Origin of the sequence: Microbacterium sp. CCH5-D1, from assembly GCF_001557335.1 — a bacterium.
Taxonomy (GTDB): Bacteria; Actinomycetota; Actinomycetes; order Actinomycetales; family Microbacteriaceae; genus Microbacterium; species Microbacterium oxydans.
Genome location: NZ_LSJW01000307.1, coordinates 23,664 through 37,828 on the forward strand (window position 1 = coordinate 23,664; position 14,165 = coordinate 37,828).

Here is a 14,165-nt window from a genome sequence, read left to right on the forward strand (position 1 = left end):
GCCAGGATGGGAGCATGCGCTACGACATCCCCGCGCCGATGCTCGCCAAAGCGGTGCCCGCGGTGCCCGACCCCGCGAAGACTCCGGGTGGGCTGCTGTACGAACCGAAGTGGGACGGCTTCCGCGGACTCATCGCGTGGGACGGCGAGACGGTGGAGATCGGCTCGCGGGGCGCCAAACCGCTGACCCGCTACTTCCCCGAACTGGTCGATGCGATCCCCCAGCTGCTGCCTGAACCGTGTCTGCTCGACGGGGAGATCGTCGTCGCCACCGGTCCGCACGGATCGCAGCGACTGGACTGGGAGGCGCTGAGCCAGCGCATCCATCCCGCTGCCTCGCGCGTGGCGAAGCTCGCCGTCGAGACACCGGCGATGTTCATCGCCTTCGATCTGCTCGCCGCCGGCGAGGACGATCTGCTCACCCAGTCGTTCGAGACCAGAAGAGCGCGCCTCGAGACGCTCCTGGAGACCGTCGAGCACCCGCTGCACCTCACCCGCGGGACCCGCGATCGCGACGCCGCGGTGCGCTGGCTGGCCGAGTTCGAGGGAGCCGGACTCGACGGCGTCGTGGCGAAACCGCTCGATCAGCCCTACGCACCCGGCAAGCGCACGCTCTTCAAGATCAAGCACGCCCGCACGGCCGACGTGGTCGCGCTCGGCTACCGCGTCCACAAGTCCGGCTCGGGCGTCGGCTCCCTCCTGGTCGGGCTGTACGACGAGGACGGGACTCTTCGCCAGGTCGGCGGTGTGGCGGCGTGGAGCGATGCCCGTCGGCAAGAACTCGTCGAGGAGCTCGCCTCGCTGGTCGAGCGCGATGAGGCGGGCGAAGCCGTGACCGCGGAGGGCGAGCGATCGCGGTTCAGCGGATCGAAGGATGTCTCGTTCGTGCGGTTGCGTCCTGAGCGCGTGCTCGAGGTGCGATACGACCAGCTCGAAGGCGCTCGCTTCCGTCACACCGTGCAGTTCGAGCGCTGGCGGCCCGATCGCGATGCCCGCTCGTGCACCTACGAGCAGCTGGAGACCGTCGCGGGCTACGACCTCGCAGACGTCCTGAGCTGAAAAGCGCTAGCTGAAACCGTCGTGCGCTGAGATCCCAGACTCGACGGCGGGGTCAGCCCTTCTCGGCCGGGGTGCCGTCTTCGTCCCAGTTCGCCGCGACCTTCTTGCTCGGCTGCACCCGCGGGGGCTCGCCGGGCATCTTCGGGAACTCCGGCGGGAAGGGCAGCTCGCCCAGCCCGTTCTCCTTGTCGCGCTCCCACCACTCCAGCAGCGTGTCGATGCGTCCTGGGCTGTCCTGCAGCGATGCCCACGGATCGCCGATGTCATCGAGGCGCTTCGGAATGCTCCGGACGGTGAACGCCGTCGGGTCGAGGCCGTCGAGTTCCTCCCACGCCACCGGTGTCGAGACGGTCGCTCCCGGCAGGGCACGCGGGCTGTAGGCGCCCGCCATCGTGCGGTCGCGGTTGGCCTGGTTGAAGTCGACGAAGATGCGCTCGCCCCGCTCCTCCTTCCACCAGTTCGTCGTGACCTGCTCGGGCATCCGCCGCTCGAGCTCGCGTCCGGCGGCGATCACCGCGTGACGCACATCCAGGAACTCGTGAGTCGGTTCGATCGGCGCGAACACGTGCAGCCCGCGGTTGCCGCTCGTCTTGGCGAAGGCCTCGAGTCCGGCCTCGCGGAGCACCTCGCGCAGCGTGTGGGCGGCTGTCACGGCGTCTGCGAAGTCGGTGCCCGGCTGCGGGTCGAGGTCGATGCGCAGTTCGACGGGATCGTCGGGGTCGGTGGCGAGCGATGCCCACGGGTGGAACACGATCGTGTTCATCTGGACCGCCCAGACGATCGCGCTGGCGCGGTTCAGGACGATCTGCGGGTGTCGACGCCCGCTGTTGTAGGTGACCGTCACGGCATCGACGAAATCCGGCGTCCCCTTGGGCGGGTTCTTCGAGAAGAAGCCCTCCGCTCTGGCCCCTCCGGAGGGGCCGATACCGTCACGGAACCGTTCCAGCGACACCGGGCGGTTGCCGTTGGCGGCCAGGAAAGGGCCGGCGACCAGCTGCACGTACTCGGCCAGTTCCGCCTTGGTGATGCCGAGGTCGGGCCACACCACGCGATTCGGGCTGGAGAGCGCGACCTCGCGCTCTCCGTCGAGGTCGGCGACGGTCAGGGTCACGCGTTCTGAGGCCATGTTCCGACCCTAGGGTGCAGCCAGGACGGACGGAACCCCGCTCGCTCCGCAGCGCGCGGGGGCCGGATCAGGTCAGCAGATCTGGGTCAGTCGCCGAGGTCGACGGCGAGGACCAGGACCGGCGTGAGCGCATCCCGTTCGACGACGATGGAGGGACCGGCCGAGTCGACGATCACCCCGGCGATGTCGGCGTGACTGGTGAGCACCTTCGCGAGCTGCTCGGGTGCGAACGGGAGCGGTCGGTCGCCGCGGCCGAGGGCGATGACCTCGAGCGGGTGCGAGAAGAGCTGCAGGAATCGGCGTCCGTCCGTCGTCTGGGCTTCGGCGATGCCGACGGGGCCGCCGCCGGAACCGTCGTTGACGGCGACCCACATCCGCGTGGTCGCGAGTGCCTCCCCGACCTTGACGGCCGAGTCCTGCTCGCGAGGGGCTGCGAGGATGCTCTTCACCGTCATGTCGACGTCGGCCTGCTCGAGAGTCTTCTGCAGGAGCTCGGTCGGGAAGACCACGCGGTGCGGAGCCGAGGCGTTGTCGACGATGAGGCCGGCGAAGTCACCGGACACGACCTGCTGCAGCACCGAGGTGACCGGCTGAGCGACCGCCGAGGTCGACGAGGGGTCGGCCTCGAGCTGCACGGAATCACGCACGGCGCCCGCCGAGCTGAACGCCAGCATGTACTGGCGGTCCTCGCTGTCTCGGACGACCGCGACCGAAAGGGCCTTGCCCTCGCTGATCTGTGCACGCGCGTCGCCGTTCACGCGGATGTACAGGTGCCCCTGGAGCGCCTGACGCATGACCCCGAGCAGCTGATCGTTGGTCGCGCCGGCTTCGATCTCGGTGAGCGCTTCACGCAGCAGGACGTTGTCCTTCATGCCGGGGACCGTCTCGGTCTGCTCCGGCGGCAGCACGGACGCGAGGGGCAGGCGCCGCTCCTCGGGCGCCTCGGGCCGGGTGGCAGGACGCGGCGGGGTCTGCGGCGCGGCCGGAGCTGCGGGCGGCGTCTGCGGGTTCGACGGCGCGTCGGAGGACGGCAGCTCGACCTCAGGACCCGCTTCCGCACCGACGCCTCGGAACGCCTGCACCGAGATCCCGATCGACGGCGCCGCAGTGGGCTGCTCGTCGACGGTGCTGTCCGACGTCACGCTGTTCGACGTCACGCTGTCGGACGTCGCGCTCTCTGACGCCGTGCCTTCGGAGAGCGCACTCTCGGCGGGATGGTCATCCCCCTGCGCTGTGCAGGGCTCGACGGCCTCGGCGGTGGGGGCGACGGCATCGTCACCGGACTTCTTGCGGCGGGAGAAGAGGGCCATATGAGCCAGCCTAACCGGCAATCCGCACGGCGCTCCCTCCCGATGCTCCGCCGACGCGGGCGCACCGGGACGGGGTCAGATCTTCTCGATCGGCGCGACCTTGATGAGGAGCTTCTTCTGTCCCGCCGAGTCGAACCGCACGTGAGCGATGCGCTTCGCGCCCTCGCCGGTCACCGCGTCCACCCGTCCTTCACCGAAGTCGACGTGACGGATGCGGTCGCCCGCGGCGAGTTCGAGGTCGCCGTTGTCGCGCATCTTGGCCGTGACTCTGTTGGGGAACTTGTCCATGGCGGTCGACAGCGGCTTCAAGGAGTCTCGCCCCGGCAACGACTTCACCGCGAAGCGATCTCCGGAGCCCGATCCGCCGAAACCGCCCTGACGACGGGCGTTCAGCGCACGCGACTGCATCCCGCCGCGCGAGTTGACGTCGCCCGGAGACTGCCGCCAGTCGATCAGGTTCGCGGGGATCTCCTGCAGGAAGCGGCTGGGCATCGCGACCGTGACCTCGCCGAACTGCGCGCGGGTCATCGCCAAGGACAGGTGCAGGCGCTTGCGGGCGCGGGTGATCCCCACGTAGAACAGTCGACGCTCCTCCTGCGGCCCTCCGGGCTCTCCCGCCGAGATGCGGTGCGGGATGAGGTCTTCCTCAACGCCGGTGACGAACACCGCGTCGTACTCCAGGCCCTTGGCGGTGTGCATCGTCATGAGCGATACGGAGCCGGATTCGTCGTCGAGATCGTCGGCGTCGGACACCAGGGCGACCTCGGTCAGGAAGTCGGTGATGGTGCCCTCGGGGTTGTTCCGGGCGAAGTCGCGCGTGACGGCGACGAATTCGTCGAGGTTCTCGACGCGTGCCTCGTCCTGCGGGTCGCGGCTGGCTCGCAGCGCGTCGAGGTAGCCGCTCTTCGACAGCAGCAGGCTGAGCCCATCGGCAACCGAGGTGGGTGGCGGCACTTCGCCCGTCGCCGGCAGCATGATCGCCGTCGCTTCGGCGAGCACCGCGTCGAGCTGCGCGATCGCGGCCTGGATCTTCGGGCCGACGCCGAGCTGGCCAGGAAGCGACAGGGCGTCTCGGAACGAGATCCCGTGTTCCTCTGCGAAGCGGGCGATCGCCGTCTCCGTGACATCGCCGATGCCGCGCCGCGGCTTGTTGAGGATGCGGCGGACGGACATCTCGTCGGCGGGGTTGGCGACAGCGACGAGATAGGCGAGCGCGTCCTTGATCTCGGCGCGCTCGTAGAACTTCGTGCCGCCCATGATCTTGTACGGCACAGCGGAGCGGATGAAGATCTCCTCCAGCGCGCGGGACTGCGAGTTCGTGCGATAGAAGACGGCCATCTCCGAGTACGGCATCCCCTTGCGGTGGAGTGCCTCGACCTCGTCGGCGACGAACTGCGCCTCGTCGTGCTGGGAGTACCCGGTGAAGCCGATGATGGCGTCACCGTCGCCCTTGTCGCTCCAGAGCTTCTTGTCCTTGCGGTCGAAGTTGTTGCCGATCACGGCGTTCGCGGCGGACAGGATGTTCTGGGTGGAACGGTAGTTCTGCTCGAGCAGCACCACCTTCGCTCCGGGGAAGTCGCGTTCGAACTCGCTGATGTTGCGGATGTCGGCACCACGGAAGGCGTAGATCGACTGGTCCGAGTCACCGACGACCGTGAGCGACGCCCCGGCCTCACCGGCGCCCGGTGTTGGCTCGGGGTCGGGCTCGAAGATCATCATGCCGTTCGAGGCATATGGCTCCGATGCCGCACCCGCGCCCGACACCGGCCGGGTGAGCTCGTGGATGAGCGCGTACTGGGCGTGGTTGGTGTCCTGGTACTCGTCGACCAGGATGTGCCGGAACCGACGGCGATAGGTGTCCGCCACCTGGGGGAAGGCGCGGAACAGGTAGACGGTCTGGCCGATCAGATCATCGAAGTCGAAGGCGTTGGCCTTCTGCAGCTGCCGCTGGTAGTCGGCGAACACCTCGACGAATACGCGCTCGGCGGGATCCGACATGTTGGCCTGACGCGCATAGCCCTCGGCATCGGACAGCTCGTTCTTCAGCTTGGAGATGCGACCCTGCACCGCGGCGGGGGTGAGCCCGTAGGCATCGGCCTCGTGCTCCTTCACGAGTCGCTTGATGAGCGCGCGCGAGTCGCCGGAGTCGTAGATGGTGAAGTTCTTGGTGAATCCGAACTGCTGAGCCTCGCGACGCAGGATGCGCACGCATGCGGAGTGGAAGGTCGAGATCCACATGCCGCGCGCAGCGTCGCCGATGAGCCCTTCGACACGCTCGCGCATCTCGCCGGCGGCCTTGTTCGTGAAGGTGATCGCGAGGATCTGGCTCGGCCACGCCTCCCGGCTGCGCAGCAGCGAGGCGATGCGGCGGGTGAGCACGCTGGTCTTGCCCGATCCGGCGCCGGCGACGATCAGCAGCGCCGGGCCGCGATAGGTGACGGCCTCGAGCTGCTGAGGGTTGAGGCCGGCGAGGAGATCGTCCTGCCCCGGGGTTCCCGACGAGCGAGGACCAGCTGTGGAGGGGACGATGAGAGGAGCTTCGGTCATGGCCCTACGAGTCTAGGCGTCGGCACCGACACCACGGCACGGAACCTCGCCTCCCCGGAGGCGTGCAGCGACTGCGCGTGCAGGGGACGCTACCGGGTCTCCAGCGCAAGGCGTCCGGCCAGGAGCACGTAGGTCGCGGCGAAGGAGCGGCGCAGCCAGGTCACGACCCTCGGCCGCCCCAGCACCTGGGTGCGCATCGTGGCGGCGAAGATGCCGTACAGCGCGAAGACCACGAAGGTGAGAGCCATGAACACGAGGCTGAGTCCTGCCATCTGCCAGGCGGCGTCCGGCGCCTGCGACGGCACGAACTGAGGGAGGAAGGCGAAGAAGAAGATCGTGAGCTTCGGGTTGAGCACGTTGATGAGCACGGCCGTGCCGATCACGCGCCACGACGAGCGCGGAGCAGGATCCTCTTCGGCCTGGATCAGCGACTTGTCGCGCAGCGTCTGCCAGGCGAGGAAGAGCAGATAGGCGATACCGATCCACTTGATCGTCTCGAATGCCACGGCGGAGGCGTTCAGGATCGCGGCCAGCCCGGTGATCGCCGCGATCATGTGGGGGATGACGCCGAGCGTGCAGCCGAATGCGGCGATGATGCCCGCTCTGCGCCCACGGGAGATGCCCTCGGCGATGGAGTAGACGGCGCCGGTGCCGGGCGTCGCGACGATCACCAGCGTGGTCAGCAGGAATGCGATGCTCATCGACGTCCTCTCATGCGGTTCCCCGCGCTCACACCCTGTCTAGTGGGTCGGGCGTCGTGCGCGCACCCCCTGGAGGAAGATGGCGCGGGTGCGCGGGGGCACGAGCAGATCGCACCCCCGCTCACGACTCAGGCCCCGCGCCGCCGACGTCCCATCGTCGCCGCGCCGGCGGTGAGCAGCAGCAGCGCCAGGACTGCAGCCGCGAGGGGAAGCTCGGATCCGGTGGCCGCGAGCCCACCTGCGCCGGCTCCTGCACCGGCCCCTGCTCCCGCTCCCGCTTCCGCTTCCGCTTCCGCAGAGATCCGGATGTCGGCCCAGCCGAGGAGAGCACCGCTCGCATCGAACACCGCGATCCGATGTGCCCCGAGCGGTGCATCCGCCGGGATCCTCACCGCGATGGTGCCGCCCTCCGCGAGCGCGCCCGTCGCGATACGCGTCGGATCGGAGTACATCCATACCGCGACGTCCGTGCCAGCGCCCTTCGCGTCGACGGTGATCGTGACCGTCTGGCCTCGCGTCGCGACCGCGGGATCGACGGTCAGACCACCGCGGTTGCCGTCGACGAGCTCCGTGCCGGGAAGCGGCGGGATCTCTCCTCCAGGAGCGCCGCCACCACCGGGGAGCGTCCCGGTGCGCAGCGCCTCCGAGGCGAAACCGTCGGCGAACCACCAGACCGGCCGCTGCCCGTCGACCGAAAGCGAGGCCGGCGCCGTGGCGAAGCCCTCGTTGTTGATGTCGGGCATTCCAGCCGGGCGGGCGTAGTGCGCGATGCCCGGCTGTGCGGTGCCGTTCAGGGTGATCTCGGCCGAGCGCCCCTGACACCCGTCGTCGCACACCGCCCAGAGGCTGTCGCGCACGCTGTCGTAGTCGAGCGCCATCACTCCGGCGAGGCCGGGAGCGATCTCCGAGACCAGCGTCGCCGAGCCGTCGGAGCCGAGCGCGAAGGCGTACACATGACCGTTGTCCTCGACCGCGACGAGGAACAGCCCGCCCCCGTGTCCCTCGTAGTCCTTCGGGTCGTATGCTGCGCTCTTCCGGTCGTCGAAGAGCTTTCCGGCGAGCGCGGAGTCCGGAACCCACTGCACGGCCTCCATGCCGAGGTTCGCCCCGACCGCAGGCAGCAGCGAGGTCAGGTCCCACTCCTGCTGGGCGACGAGGTCGCCGGGCGAGGCGTCGGGGTCGACCTTCAGCACCACGTTCTGGTTCACGCCCTTGGCGCTGTTGTCTCGCTCGGATGCGACGTAGACGAAGCCGTCTCCGTCGACCGAGATGCCTTCGGTGTCTGGACTTGCGGCTCCCGGGTTCGCTGCATCCTTCTGGAAGCGCACCCGCTTGCCCGCGTCCCAGCCGTCGACCTTCGTGATCGAGCCGTCGGCGTGTGCTTCGAGCTTCCAGATGCGCCCCTCGCCGTTGTCGACCGCCCAGAGGAACGCCCCGTCGGCCGTCTCCTGCACGTCGAGACCAGAGCTGTCCTCGAGGAACGTCGGGATGCTGTCCACCACGCGCACCTCGGCGGAGCCTGGCCACGTTCCCACGGCGACCTCGCCGGCACAGACGTTCGCGACGCCCTTCGTGGAAGCAGCGGTGACGGCGAAGGCGCCGGTGGTGTCGGGGCAGCGGCCCCAGGTGGTCGCGGCGTGGCCATCGCCCCACGAGGTCGAGTCCACGAGCAGATCGCCGTCGAACACCCGCACCGCATCGCCCGCGCCGAGTCCGAAGCCGAGCTGAGCCCGCTCGATCACGAGGTACTCCCCCGCTCCGATCGTGGTGCCGTCCGCGATCGCGTAGGCGTGCGCGTCATCGTCGTCCTTCACCACGAGGCCCGACACATCGAGCGCGGCGTCCGTCGGGTTCACGAGCTCCACCCAATCGTCGGGCGAGCCGCCGTCGGACTCGACCTCGTTGATGCGCACCGGGTTGCCGCACGCGTTGCGCAGCCCCTTGGTCGAGACCGCGATGTCGACGAAGTCCCCGACGCCATCGGCACAGCGGGCGAGGACGCCGGCCGCGTGCGCGGTGTAGACGTGTTCATCGACCGTGTTGCCGTTCGCGTCGCGGATCGTCACGGTGTCGCCGTTGCCGAGGCCGAAGATGAAGTTCTCCGGCTGGTCGAAGACGAAGTAGCCGCCCGGCTGCAAGATCATCCCGGTCGGAAGCGGCGTGGTCTCGGCGGCGTGCCCCGTCGGGTCGCTGTCCATCACGGTCCAGCCGGAGAGGTCGACCGCTGTGGCCCCGGTGTTGACGACCTCGACCCAGTCGGTGGTGTCGCCGTTCGACTCGATCTCGTTGATCACGACGTCGGGCATGACGCACGAGTTCGTCGCACCGGGAGTCGGGTGCGCGAGCACGAACGACCCGACGCCGTCGGGGCAGCGGGCCAGGGTCGCCGCGGCGAAGTCGCCGTCGATCGCCGCATGGCCCTGCCAGGGCAGAGTGTCGTCGATCATCGTGCCCGCGACGTCGAAGAGGCGGATTCGGTCCGCGCTGCCGATGCCGATCGGCTCGCGGAACGCGGCCTCGACGCCTCCGGAGAGGCCGATCGTCCCCTCCTCGACCACGAGGAACTGTCCTGCTCCGATCTGCGTTCCCGGAAGGAACTGCCAGCGGTGATCGTCGGAGTTGTCGCGGATCTCGTAGCCCGAGATATCGAGCGCTGCGGTGCCGGGGTTGAAGAACTCCACCCAGTCGGCCGGCTGCGAGTCGACCTCGTTGACGACGATGGAGCCGGCGACGGGAGCGACCGCGCAGTCGTTCGGCGCGCCCGGCGTGACCGTCGTCGCAGGTGCCCACGGCCCCGTCCCGTCGGGACAGCGTGCCCACACCGACAACGGCGCGGTGTTCTCGTACGCATAGGAGTCCGCTTCGGCGCCGCTCGGATCGAACAGCACAACCTCATCGCCCTTGCCGAGCCCGAAGGCGAAGTCGACGTCTTTCACGAGCACCAGGAACTCCCCCGGTGCGAGAGATACGCCATCCGGCGCCTTGCCGAAGCTGTCGCGCTTCTCATCGGCGATCGTCCAGCCGGTGAGGTCGATCGTCTCAGCGCCGGCGTTGTAGATCTCGACCTGATCGGCGAGGCCGGTCGCCGCGTCGTCGTAGACGATCTCGTTCAGCACGAGGCTCGGAGCAGCCGAGATCGCTTCGGTCGGACGGATGCCGGGATCGGCGCCGATCGCGACGGCGGGAGTGGCGAGCAGGGCGGCGGCGCTCAACGCGCACACCGCCGTGACCGCCGCTGCACGATGCATGCGGGGCATGGAGGACTCCTGGGTGGCTGGGCCGGCAGCCTCCGCGGGACGCGAGGACGGTCCGGACGGGACTCAGTCGGGTACCAGCCCAGACCAGCGACCCCGGATGGCCGCCGAGGATCCCTCGGGTGCACACCAGGTGAACAGGAGGTGGCGATTCCCGTCAGGCGATTCGCGTGCCAGGGGGCAGACGCCGGGCTGGGGTGCGGGTGCGCGCCCATGCCCCCGCGAACAGCGAGCCGGCGATGACGACCTGCACTCCGAGTCCGACGAACCAGCTCGGCACCGTCGATTCGATGACCTCTTGCGGTGTGCGGTATCCGCCATCGGGGTCACAGGCGTCCCAGCGCTGTTCGAGCGGCGACTGCTGGGCGCTGCGCAGGCCGTACTTGATCTGACCGAACAGATCGACGGGGTAGCCACCGGTCGCATACTCGGTCGGGGTGGCATCGGCGAGCACGACGAAGGGGTTCGCCGACAGGGTCCACCAGACCAGATCGAATCGCGGCACCTCCTGCATGCTGTTCACCTCCCAGCGATCGCATTCGGGGTTGCCGTTCGCGTCGTACGGGCGGGAGTAGACGGTGGCCTCGCCGCGCACGGCCATGCCGCCGAGTCCGAACGCGATCAGCGTTCCGAACACGAGGGCGGCGACCACGAGATACGTCGTCGCCACCGAGAACAGCGGGCGCGCGATGAGACCGCTCAGGCCCACGCCGATCGCGGCGACGATGATGATCTCGGCCGCGAGCACGAGCAGGGAGACGAGCAGCACGACGGGGTTGGTGCCTCCGCCGAGCAGGGATAGCCCGAGGAACGGAACCGCCACGACCAGGAAGGCACCGCCGGTGGCGACCGCAGCGACGAGCTTGCCCAGCATGATGTCACCGGTCGATGCGGCGGTCACCTGCACCGCGGCGAGGGTGGCGGCATCCCGATCGCCGTTGATCGCGTTGCCGCTGAGCGTCGGCGAGACGAGCACGACCAGCAGCAGGACGACGTTGACCACGATCGAGTACACGCCGGCGCCGATCGCGTCGCCCCACGAGTACACGGCGAAAGACAGAGCCGTGACGCCGAGCAGTACCAGAGCGAAGACGCCGAGCAGCACGTACCACCCGACGCTGCGCAGCCGCTGGGTCAGTTCCAGTCGGGCGATGATGCCGATGTTCGCGAGGCTCATGCGCCCGCCTCCGTTCCGGTGGGTGCTGGGGGCGGTGACGCCTGTTGCAGGTTCAGGAAGGTGTGCTCGAGCTGGCTCTGCGCCGGCGCGAACTCGACGACCGGGAGTCCCGCCTCGACGAGGTGCCGCAGTGCCTGCGCCGCAGCCCCCTCCCCTTCCAGCCGGACAAGCACGGCACCGCGATCCTGTCCGAGCGATTCGGGCGCAATGCCGAGGGTCGATGCCACCTGCCATGCGTCGGCCTTCGTCCGCTCCTCCGTCGCGCCGGCGAGACGCACCCGCCAGGCCCGCATCACGCGCTGTGCCGGCGCAGCGTCGACGACGGAGCCGGCGACGAGGAACACCGCGTCGTCGACGACCTCGTCCAGCTCGGAGAGGATGTGGCTGGAGATCAGCACGGTGCGCCCCTCGGCGGCGAGGCCGCGCAGCAGCACGCGCAACTGCACCCGCGCTTCGGGGTCGAGGCCGGAGGCCGGCTCATCGAGGAGAAGGACCTGCGGATCGTGCACGAGGGCACGCGCGAGTCCGAGCTTCTGCTTCTGGCCACGGGAGAGCACCTTGGCCGGGGAGTCAGCGAGGTCGGCCAGACCGACGAGGGCGAGCAGCTGCTGGGCGCGGACCTCGGCATCGGGCTTCTCGATCCCGTACAGACGGGAGGTCGTGACGATGGTCTCGCGAGCTGTGAGCGACGGCCAGGCGCCGAGCGCGTCCGGCATCCAGCCGAGCAGACGTCGCGCGGCGAGCGGGTCGACCGACGGGTCGACACCGCCGATGCTGATCGTCCCCGCGTCGGGAGCGAGCAGGGAGGCGAGCATCAGGAGCAGCGTCGTCTTGCCCGCACCGTTCGGACCAACGAGGCCGGTCACGCGCCCCGGCTCCGCACGAAGAGTGGCCCCCTTCACCGCCTGCACCGTCCCGAATGCTCTGCTGACGTCTTGCACAACGATTCCGGTCATGCGGTCAGTCTGGCATCCGCACACGGTCTCGGCCGGGACCTCCGGGCGGATGCTCAGTCCCGGCGGGGCGGTGGTGACACAATCGGCTCATGCGCACGATCCTCAACATCATCTGGGTCATCCTGGCCGGATGGGCCCTGTTCCTCGGGTACGTCCTGGCGGGCATCCTGCTGTGCATCCCGATCATCACGATCCCGTGGGCGATCGCCTCGTTCCGCATCGCCGCCTACGCGATCTGGCCCTTCGGACGAGAGGTCATCAGCAAGCCGACCGCCGGGGTCGGATCGTTCCTCGGCAACGTGCTCTGGGTGATCCTCGCCGGCTGGTGGCTCGCGATCGGCCACATCGTCTCGGGCATCCTGCTGTGCATCACGATCATCGGCATCCCGATGGGCATCGCCGACTTCAAGATGGTCCCCGTCTCCCTCATGCCGCTGGGCAAGGAGATCGTCTCCACGCGGCGCGGTGCCTTCGACCGCACACTCTGAACGGGATGCCTCCTGCACTGAACCGATTTACACTGGCGCGATGGATGCCGCCCGCCTGATCGCCTGGGATCAGGAACTCCGGTCGGCGCATTCCCGCCTGCGTGCCGCCCTCGCTGCCACGCGCGACGCGCTCGGCCGGGGTGCGGACGTGCCGGATGCGACGTCGGAGCTCGTGCTCTACTGCATCGGCTTCTGCGCCGCCCTCGACGGTCACCACGGCGCCGAGGACCGGCAGCTCTTCCCCTCCCTGCGCGCCGAGCATCCCGAGCTCGGCGGAGTCATCGACAAGCTCATGCAGGATCACTCGATGCTCGCCCACCTGCTCGCCTCGCTGCGCAGTGCGGCCGAGCGCGGAGATGACTCGGCGACGATCGGCGCGCACCTCGACGGGATCGCGGCGATCATGGAATCGCACTTCCGGTTCGAGGAACGGGAGATCCTCGAACCGCTGCGCACGCTGACGCTCGACGACGACGTGAAGAGCGTGCTCGGCCCGCTCTGACGCGGTCGGGGACGGCTCAGCCGCGGAAGAAGGCGACGCCCAGATCCGGGTGGTCCACGAACACCCCGTCGATGCCCTGACGGGCGAGGACGCCCCACTCCGCCTCGTAGTCGCCGAACTCCCCGCGGCCGCCCGGTCCTCGGAACTCCGCGGCGAGGAAGGCGTTCTCCGGTCGGCATGTCCACGTGAAGACCTGAAGTCCGCGCGCGTGCGCATCCGCGACGATCGTGTTGCCGCGGTCGAGCAGCATCTTCTTGCTCACGCTGATGCCGTCGACCCGGCCGACCAGAGCGTCGAGCCCCTTCGGCGCGACCGTCTCCTTGTAGGTGAGAGCACGCTTGCCCTCCGCCACCAGCAGGTCGTAGGGACGCCCCGACGCCTCGATCAGATAGATGTACGAGGCCGAGATCCCGCGCTCTCGCAGCTGCCCGAGCACGGTCGATTCGAAGCACTCGATCACCAGGGGCAGCTCGCCCTCGGCCCATCCGGCGTCGCGCAGCTCGAGGTCGATGAGCGGGGCGAGCTCGAGGCCGATGCTCGCGAAGTACGTGGCGTGCTTGACCTCGAGCACCACGCCGATCTCGCGTCCGTGCTCCACCGAACCCTCACGCACGATGTCGAGCACGTCGCGCAGTCGCAGGATCTGCTGAGCGCCGTCGAAACTCGCACTCGAGGCCCGCACCTCCGGCAGACGCTCCCGGATACGCAGGGTGGACAGCTCCGCCCAGGTGAAGTCCTCGGTGAACCAGCCGGTCAGCGCGTTTCCGTCGACGCGCTTGGTCGTCTTGCGGTCGGCGAACTCCGGATGGTCCGCCACATCGGTCGTGCCCGAGATCTCGTTCTCGTGACGCACGATGAGCACACCGTCCTTCGTCGCCACGACGTCGGGTTCGACCGCATCCACCCCCATGGCGAGGGCGAGCTCGTAGGAGGAGCGGCTGTGCTCCGGACGGTAGCCGGGCGCACCGCGGTGCCCGATGACGAGGGGCGAATTCCTGGGCACGCTCTCAGCGTAGAACACCCCGGCGGCGCCCCCTGCCGAGTAT

Annotated in this window: 11 protein-coding genes; 3 read left to right on the forward strand and 8 right to left on the reverse strand. The window is 69.1% G+C overall.

Going from position 1 to position 14,165, the window contains the following annotated elements:
- Positions 1–14 precede the first annotated feature (14 nt).
- Positions 15–1,058: an ATP-dependent DNA ligase gene (locus AX744_RS18515; protein WP_061018565.1), complete on the forward strand. Its 1,044-nt coding sequence runs from the start codon at positions 15–17 to the stop codon at positions 1,056–1,058.
- Positions 1,059–1,110: 52 nt separating this feature from the next.
- Here AX744_RS18515 and ligD read toward each other — a convergent pair whose 3' ends face one another.
- From ligD to AX744_RS18550, 7 genes are all read right to left on the reverse strand, one after another.
- A complete protein-coding gene (gene ligD, locus AX744_RS18520) occupies positions 1,111–2,184 on the reverse strand; it encodes a non-homologous end-joining DNA ligase (protein WP_061018567.1) in 1,074 nt (357 codons plus the stop codon).
- Positions 2,185–2,270: 86 nt separating this feature from the next.
- Positions 2,271–3,494: an SseB family protein gene (locus AX744_RS18525; RefSeq protein WP_061018568.1), complete on the reverse strand. Its 1,224-nt coding sequence runs from the start codon at positions 3,492–3,494 to the stop codon at positions 2,271–2,273.
- A gap of 75 nt (positions 3,495–3,569) precedes the next feature.
- Positions 3,570–6,041, reverse strand: a complete 2,472-nt coding sequence (locus AX744_RS18530) for an ATP-dependent helicase (RefSeq protein ID WP_061018571.1) — start codon at positions 6,039–6,041, stop codon at positions 3,570–3,572.
- A gap of 89 nt (positions 6,042–6,130) precedes the next feature.
- The gene (locus tag AX744_RS18535) at positions 6,131–6,742 is read right to left on the reverse strand and encodes a LysE family translocator (RefSeq protein ID WP_046748806.1); all 612 of its coding nucleotides are present in this window, start codon (positions 6,740–6,742) and stop codon (positions 6,131–6,133) included.
- Between the two features lie 128 nt (positions 6,743–6,870).
- Complete coding sequence (locus AX744_RS18540) at positions 6,871–9,999, reverse strand: lamin tail domain-containing protein (RefSeq protein WP_061018574.1); 3,129 nt, start codon at positions 9,997–9,999, stop codon at positions 6,871–6,873.
- Positions 10,000–10,153: 154 nt separating this feature from the next.
- Complete coding sequence (locus AX744_RS18545) at positions 10,154–11,173, reverse strand: ABC transporter permease (RefSeq protein ID WP_046748804.1); 1,020 nt, start codon at positions 11,171–11,173, stop codon at positions 10,154–10,156.
- Complete coding sequence (locus AX744_RS18550) at positions 11,170–12,129, reverse strand: ABC transporter ATP-binding protein (protein ID WP_046748803.1); 960 nt, start codon at positions 12,127–12,129, stop codon at positions 11,170–11,172. The genes AX744_RS18545 and AX744_RS18550 overlap by 4 nt, the downstream gene beginning before the upstream one ends.
- A gap of 89 nt (positions 12,130–12,218) precedes the next feature.
- Between AX744_RS18550 and AX744_RS18555 the strand changes: the two genes are divergently transcribed.
- Together AX744_RS18555 and AX744_RS18560 are read left to right on the forward strand one after the other, a co-directional pair.
- On the forward strand, positions 12,219–12,617 hold the full coding sequence (locus tag AX744_RS18555) for a YccF domain-containing protein (protein ID WP_046748802.1): 399 nt from the start codon (positions 12,219–12,221) through the stop codon (positions 12,615–12,617).
- A 40-nt stretch (positions 12,618–12,657) separates the two neighbouring features.
- Positions 12,658–13,119 carry a hemerythrin domain-containing protein gene (locus AX744_RS18560; protein WP_061018575.1) on the forward strand — a complete coding sequence of 154 codons (462 nt, stop codon included), beginning with the start codon at positions 12,658–12,660 and terminating at the stop codon, positions 13,117–13,119.
- A gap of 16 nt (positions 13,120–13,135) precedes the next feature.
- Here the strand turns inward: AX744_RS18560 and AX744_RS18565 are convergent, their stop codons facing one another.
- Positions 13,136–14,122 (reverse strand): glycerophosphodiester phosphodiesterase family protein, encoded by a 987-nt coding sequence (locus AX744_RS18565; protein WP_061018613.1) that lies wholly within the window; start codon positions 14,120–14,122, stop codon positions 13,136–13,138.
- Positions 14,123–14,165 lie beyond the last annotated feature (43 nt).

Excerpts from the sequence above, each read along its gene's own strand:
- AX744_RS18550 (WP_046748803.1), bottom strand. The coding sequence starts at position 12,129 with ATGACCGGAATCGTTGTGCAAGACGTCAGCAGAGCATTCGGGACGGTG.
- AX744_RS18545 (WP_046748804.1), bottom strand. The coding sequence starts at position 11,173 with ATGAGCCTCGCGAACATCGGCATCATCGCCCGACTGGAACTGACCCAG.
- AX744_RS18560 (WP_061018575.1), top strand. The coding sequence starts at position 12,658 with ATGGATGCCGCCCGCCTGATCGCCTGGGATCAGGAACTCCGGTCGGCG.
- AX744_RS18540 (WP_061018574.1), bottom strand. The coding sequence starts at position 9,999 with ATGCCCCGCATGCATCGTGCAGCGGCGGTCACGGCGGTGTGCGCGTTG.
- AX744_RS18535 (WP_046748806.1), bottom strand. The coding sequence starts at position 6,742 with ATGAGCATCGCATTCCTGCTGACCACGCTGGTGATCGTCGCGACGCCC.
- ligD (WP_061018567.1), bottom strand. The coding sequence starts at position 2,184 with ATGGCCTCAGAACGCGTGACCCTGACCGTCGCCGACCTCGACGGAGAG.
- AX744_RS18530 (WP_061018571.1), bottom strand. The coding sequence starts at position 6,041 with ATGACCGAAGCTCCTCTCATCGTCCCCTCCACAGCTGGTCCTCGCTCG.
- AX744_RS18525 (WP_061018568.1), bottom strand. The coding sequence starts at position 3,494 with ATGGCCCTCTTCTCCCGCCGCAAGAAGTCCGGTGACGATGCCGTCGCC.
- AX744_RS18515 (WP_061018565.1), top strand. The coding sequence starts at position 15 with ATGCGCTACGACATCCCCGCGCCGATGCTCGCCAAAGCGGTGCCCGCG.
- AX744_RS18555 (WP_046748802.1), top strand. The coding sequence starts at position 12,219 with ATGCGCACGATCCTCAACATCATCTGGGTCATCCTGGCCGGATGGGCC.